We start from the raw sequence: 5,495 nt of genomic DNA on the forward strand, positions 1-5,495 counted from the left end.
TGATCCACCGTCCCCAGACCCAGCGACACCGCATCCTGACCCGGCAACGACAGCGACAGCACCCCCTGCGGCCAGTACCGCTCATGCCGGAAGGCATACGTCGGCAACTCCACCCGCTCACCGGCAGGCAGCACCGCGGTCCACTCGACCTGAGCACCGTGCACGAACGCCTCGGCCAGCGACGTGATCAGCCTCGTGGCCCCACCGTCGTCCCGGCGCAGCGTGCCGCAGACGGCACCGGCCGTCGTGCCCGGGCCGGCGTCCTGCGCGACCTCCTCCAGCGTCTCGCTCATGGCACCCATCAGCACGGGGTGCGGGGTGACTTCGAGGAACACCTGGTGGCCCTGGTCGGCCAGGATCCGCACGGCCCGGTCGAAGTGGACCGGCGCCCGCAGACTCCCGTACCAGTACGCGGCGTCCAGCTCCTCGCCGGTCAGGGTCTCGCCGGTCATCGCGGACACCATCGGCACCCGGCCCTGACGCGGAGCGATCCCCGCCAGCACCGAGACGATCTCCGTCTCCAGGCGGTCCACCTGGGAGGAGTGCGAGGCGTAGTCCACGGCGACCGTCCGGGCCCGCACGCCCTCGGCCTCCAGCTCGGCCCGCAACTCCTCCAGCGCCTGCGGCTCACCCGAAACCACCACCGACGCCGGACCGTTCACGGCCGCCAACGAAAGGCTTCCCTGCCAGCGCGGGAGGCGCTCTTCGACCGCGGCGGCAGGCTGGGACACCGACAGCATTCCGCCGGCGCCGGCCAGCACCTTCAGAGCTTGCGAGCGCAACGCGACCACCCTGGCGGCGTCGTCGAGGCTCAGCATGCCGGCGACCGTCGCCGCGGCGATCTCGCCCTGCGAGTGGCCGACCACCGCGGCCGGAGTCACGCCCGCGGCCTCCCACACCGCCGCCAGCGACACCATCACCGCCCACAGCACCGGCTGCACGACGTCCGCCGCCTCCATCGCCGGCGCACCCGGTGCTCCGGCGAGGACGTCGCTCAACGACCACTCCGCGTACGGGGCGAGCGCCCGCTCGCACTCGGCCAGGCGCGCCGCGAACACCGGGCTGACCCGGGCCAGTTCCTGACCCATGCCGGCCCACTGCGAGCCCTGGCCGGCGAAGGCGAACGCCACCCGGGCGCCGGGCCGGGCCGTGCCCGAGACGACCGCGCCGGTGGGGATGCCCGCGGCCAGGCTCTCCAGGCCGGAGACCAGTTCACCGCGGTCGCCGCCCACGACGACGGCCCGGTGTTCGAACGTCGACCGCGTCGCCGCCAGCGACCAGGCGACGTCCGCCGGCCGCGACTCCGGCCGCGCAGCGACCCATGCGCGCAGCCGGTCCGCCTGCGCCGCGAGGCCCTCGGCCGAGCGGCCGGACACCAGCCATGCGCTGACCGCGCCGGGCTCGACCACCCGCCGGGCCACCGGGTCTCCGCCGCCCGTCGTGTGCGCGGGAGCCACGGTCGCGGAGGGCTCGGAGGGCTCGACGGTCGCGGACGGCTCGGAGGTCGCGGTGGGCTCGGCGGCCTCTTCGAGGATGAGGTGGGCGTTGGTGCCGCTCATGCCGAACGAGGACACGCCCGCCCGCCGTGGCCGACCGTCGGCCGGCCACGGCACCGGCTCGGTCAGCAGCCGCACCTCGCCGCCGGACCAGTCCACGTACGGCGACGGCTCGCCCACGTGCAGCGTCCGCGGCAACTGCTGGTGCTGCAGGGCCAGGACCATCTTGATCACACCGGCCACGCCTGCCGCGGCCTGGGTGTGTCCGATGTTGGACTTCACCGCGCCGAGCCAGAGCGGACGGCCCTCGGGGCGTTCCTGGCCGTAGGTGGCCAGGAGGGCCTGGGCCTCGATCGGGTCACCGAGGGTGGTGCCCGTGCCGTGCGCCTCGACCACGTCCACGTCGGCGGCCGACAGCCCGGCGTTGGCCAGCGCGGCACGGATGACGCGCTGCTGGGAAGGGCCGTTGGGCGCGGTCAGGCCGTTGGACGCGCCGTCCTGGTTGACCGCGCTGCCGCGCACGACCGCGAGCACCGGGTGGCCGTTGCGGCGGGCGTCGGACAGCCGCTCCACCACCAGCATGCCGACGCCCTCGGCCCAGCCCGTGCCGTCCGCGTCGGCCGAGAACGCCCGGCACCGGCCGTCCACCGACAGCCCCTGCTGCCGGGAGAAGTCGATGAAGATGCCCGGGGTCGCCAGGACCGTCACGCCGCCGGCCAGGGCGAGCGAGCACTCGCCGGACCGCAGCGCCTGCGCGGCCAGATGGAGCGCGACGAGGGAGGAGGAGCAGGCGGTATCGACCGTCACCGCCGGGCCCTCCAGACCCAGCGCATAGGACACACGGCCGGAGAGCACGCTGGTGGCGTTGCCGGTCAGCAGGTGCCCCTCGACGCCGGACGCGCCCTGACCGGCGAGGGTCATGCCGAGGCTGTAGCCGGACGCGAAGCCGCCCGCGAACACGCCGGTGGCACTGCCTCGCAGCGTCGCCGGATCGATGCCGGCCCGTTCCAGCGCCTCCCACGAGCTTTCCAGCAGCAGCCGCTGCTGCGGGTCCATCGCGAGGGCCTCACGCGGGCTGATCCCGAAGAACCCGGCGTCGAAGTCCGCCACGTCCTCCAGGAACGCACCCGACCGCGTGTACGAGGTCCCCTCGCTCCCGCGGTCCGGGTCGTAGACGCCGTCCAGGTCCCAGCCGCGGTCCGTCGGGAAGGCGCCCACCGTGTCGGCACCGGCTGCCAGCAGGTTCCAGAACTGCTCCGGGGTGGCCGCGCCGCCCGGCAGGCGGCACGCCATGCCGACGATCGCCAGCGGCTCGTCCGCGACCGCGGCAGCCGCGACGGCCGGCGTCGCACCGGCACCGGCCGGATCCTCGGTCAGCTCGCCGCGCAGGAAGTCGGCCAGAACGAGCGGGGTCGGGTAGTCGAACACCAGCGTGGCCGACAGCCGCACCCCGGTGACCGCGTTCAGCCGGTTGCGCAGCTCGACCGCCGTCAGCGAGTCGAAGCCCAGGTCCTTGAACGCCCGCCGGTCCTCCACCGCCTCCGCCGAGGCGTGGCCGAGCACCGCCGCCGCCTCGGCGCGCACCACGTCGGTCAGCAGCCGCTCCTGCTCGGCCCGGCCCAGCCCGGCCAGCCGCCGCGCCAACTCGCCCTCGCCGCGCACCGCGTCACGGGTGGCCGGGGCCTCGGCGGCGAGCCGGCGTATCTCCGGCAGGTCCCGCAGGAGGGCCATCGTGCGCATGGCCGCCGCGCCGGGAGCGGCGGTCAGCCGGGCCCAGTCGACGTCCATCACCGTGACGGCGGCGTCCGGAGCGGCCAGGGCTTCGCCCAGTGCGCGGACCGCGAGCTGCGGCTCCATCGGGGGCATCGCACCGCGCCCCACCCGTGCGCGCACCGCGTCGCTGGTGTCGGCGAAGCCGCCGCCGGCCCAGGCGCCCCAGGCCACCGTGAGCGCGGTCAGCCCGCGGGCGCGCCGGTTCCCGGCCAGGGCGTCCAGGAAGGCGTTCGCCGCCGCGTAGTTGCCCTGCCCGGCCGTGCCCAGCGTGGCCGCGGCGGACGAGAAGAGGACGAACGCCTCCAGGTCCAGGTCCGCGGTCACCTCGTCCAGGAGGGCCGCGCCCGCGGCCTTGGCGCCCAGCGCCGTCGCCAGGCGCGGCGCCGACAACCGGTCCACCACGCCGTCGTCCAGGACACCCGCCGTGTGCATCACCGCGGACAGCGTGGGACCGGTCGTCCCCGTCCACGCCACCAGAGCGGACAGGTCCGAGCGGTCGCTCACGTCGCAGGCGGCCACGTCGACGTGGGCGCCCTGCGCGGCCAGTTGGGCGGCCAGTGCGGCCACGCCCGGCGCGCCGGGCCCGGAGCGGCTGGTCAGCACCAGCCGGGGTGCGCCCCGCTCGGCCAGCCACCGTGCCACATGCCCCGCGATGGCGCCGGTGCCGCCGGTGATCAGCACGCTTCCACGCGGTGTCCACGACAGGGCGGTGCCTCGGTGCTGCGGGGCATGGGTCAGCCGTCGGCCGAGGATCCCGGCCGCGCGGATCGCGACCTGGTCCTCGCCGCACCCGGCCAGGACCGCCACCAGCCGGGCGCCGGCCCGCTCGTCGAGGACGGCGGGAAGATCGATCAACCCGCCCCACCGGTCGGGGTGTTCCAGCGCCACGACCCGGCCGAGACCCCACACCTGCGCCTGCACCGGGCTGCTCGCCGCCTCGCCGGGCACGGCCCCGACCGCCCCGCGGGTGAGCAGCCACAGCGGTGCGGCCACACCCGTGTCGCCGAGGGCCTGCACCAGGCCCAGCGTCGCGGCCAGCCCACCGGCCACCACCGGGTGCGCCCGCAACGGCGTTTCGTCGAGAGCGAGCAGCGACACCACTCCCGCGACCCCGGCAGGGTCCGCGCCGTGCAGCGCCGCACCGAGTACGGCGGCCAGATCGGCCCGGTCCACGGCCGCGGCCGGGACCTCGGCCATGACGACGTCAACCCCGCGGGCGGCCAGCGCGGCCGCACACCGCCGCGCCGCGTCGTCCTCGGCCGGTACGGCGGGGACCACCAGCAGCCAAGTCCCGGACAGCACACGGGGGTCGGGCTCGGCCACCGACGCCCAGGTCACCCGGTAGCGCCAGCCGGCGGTCACGGACCGGTCCCGCTCACTGCGCCGCCACGACGCCAGGGCCGGCAGCACCTCGCTGAACGGACGGCCGCCGTCCACCGAGAGCGTGTCGGCGAGCCGTGTCAGGTCCCCGCCCTCGACGGCAGCCCAGAACTGGGCCTCCGCCACCGTGCCGGCACCGTCACCGCCCGCCACCGCGCCCGTCGGCAGGGCCAGGACGCCTTCGGGCCAGTAGCGCTCGTGCCGGAAGGCATACGTTGGCAGGCCGACCCGCTCCGCCCTCGGCACCACGGCGGCCCAGTCCACACCCACACCGTGCACGAAGGCCCGCGCCAGGCCCGTCACCAGGCCCGTGACGCCCTCGTCGTCACGCCGCTGGAGCGGAACAAAGACACTCTCCTCGCCCTCGACGGCCGCGACGGCGTCCGGGCCCAGCGACGACAGCGAACCGTCGGGACCGACCTCGATGAACACCGAGACGCCCTGGGTCGCCAGCGTGCGCACCGCATCGGCGAACCGCACCGCCCCACGCGTCTGCGCCGGCCAGTACCCGGGATCGCACTCCGTCAACACCTCACCGCTCAACGCACCCGCCCACAGCAACTGCGGCCGCTCGTACGCCAACTCGCCAGCCAGCGCGCCCAGTTCATCCAGGACCGGATCCATCGCCGCCGAGTGGAACGCGTGCGAGACACGCAGCCGCCGCACTCGGCGGCCCCGCTCCCGCCAGTACTCCACCACCTGCTCGACCTGAGCCGTCTCACCGGAGACCACCACCGACTCAGGACCGTTCACCGCCGCGACCGACACCCCGGACAACTCCGAGAGCCCCGCGAGCACATCGGCCTCGGAAGCATTGATCGCCGCCATGGCACCACCACCCGGCAG

General features: G+C 75.4%; 1 protein-coding gene. It reads right to left on the minus strand.

Features of this window, described 5'->3' with window-relative positions; genetic code table 11:
* Window positions 1-5,477, minus strand: a 5,477-nt coding sequence (locus ACFZCP_RS45665; protein WP_391443146.1) for an SDR family NAD(P)-dependent oxidoreductase, incomplete at its 3' end; no start/stop codon positions are given.
* Window positions 5,478-5,495 lie beyond the last annotated feature (18 nt).

Source organism: Streptomyces sp. NPDC007971, assembly GCF_042958635.1.
Lineage (GTDB): Bacteria > Actinomycetota > Actinomycetes > Streptomycetales > Streptomycetaceae > Streptomyces.